At 68.7% G+C, this 941-nt stretch carries 1 protein-coding gene; it reads left to right on the forward strand.

Going from position 1 to position 941, the window contains the following annotated elements:
• A partial coding sequence (locus E6R60_RS36435; protein WP_136331019.1) for an acyltransferase domain-containing protein occupies positions 1-941 on the forward strand: 941 nt, incomplete at both ends.

The following is a 941-nucleotide window of genomic DNA, read 5'->3' on the forward strand; positions in this document are numbered from 1 at the left end:
GGGTGATCCAGGACGCGTTGGAGGCGTCGCGGCTCACTCCGGCTGATATCGATGCGATTGAGGCGCATGGCACGGGGACGTCGTTGGGTGACCCGATCGAGGCGGGTGCGCTGGCGGAGGTGTTCGGGCCCGGTCGCAGCGAGGACCGGCCGGTCTACCTCGGCTCGTCGAAGTCGAACATCGGTCACGCCCAGGCCGCCGCCGGTGTCATCGGCGTCATGAAGATGGTCCTCGCGCTTGAGCACGGGACACTGCCCAAAACACTGCACGTGGAAGAGCCCAGCAGCCACATTCAGTGGGACGGGAGCGGCCTGGCGTTGTTGCAGGACGCCCGGCCCTGGGCCCGCGACACGTCCCGGACCCGCCGCGCGGGTGTCTCCTCCTTCGGACTCAGTGGTACGAACGCGCACGTCATTGTCGAGGAACCGCCGGTCGCGAAGCCGGCCGGGCCTGCCACTACGGACGCCCGGCCGTTGCCGGTGGTGGTGTCCGGACAGAACGAGGAAGCGGTCCGGGCCCAGGCGGGTCGTTGGGCGGAGTGGATCGCCGGGAACCCGGACGTGAGCCCGTCCGGCATCGCGGTGACGGCTGCACGGCACCGTACCCACTTCGAGTCGCGGGCGAGTGTGGTGGCTGCGGGTCGCGGTGAGTTGGTCGAGGCGTTGTCTGCGTTGGCTGAGGGGCGGTCGCATGACGCGGTGGTGACCGGTGGTTCCGGGCGGCGGGGGAAGGTGGTCTTCGTTTTTCCGGGTCAGGGTTCGCAGTGGGTGGGGATGGGGCGTGTGCTGCTGGAGGAGAGTGGGGTTTTCCGGCGGGTGGTTGAGGCGTGTGATGTGGCGTTGGCGCCGTTCACGGGTTGGTCGGTGCGTGAGGTGTTGGCGGGTGTGGAGGGTGAGCATCCTCCGTTTGACCGGGTGGATGTGGTGCAGCCGGCTTTGTTC

It is taken from the genome of Streptomyces sp. A0642 (genome assembly GCF_004795105.1).
Taxonomy (GTDB): domain Bacteria; phylum Actinomycetota; class Actinomycetes; order Streptomycetales; family Streptomycetaceae; genus Streptomyces.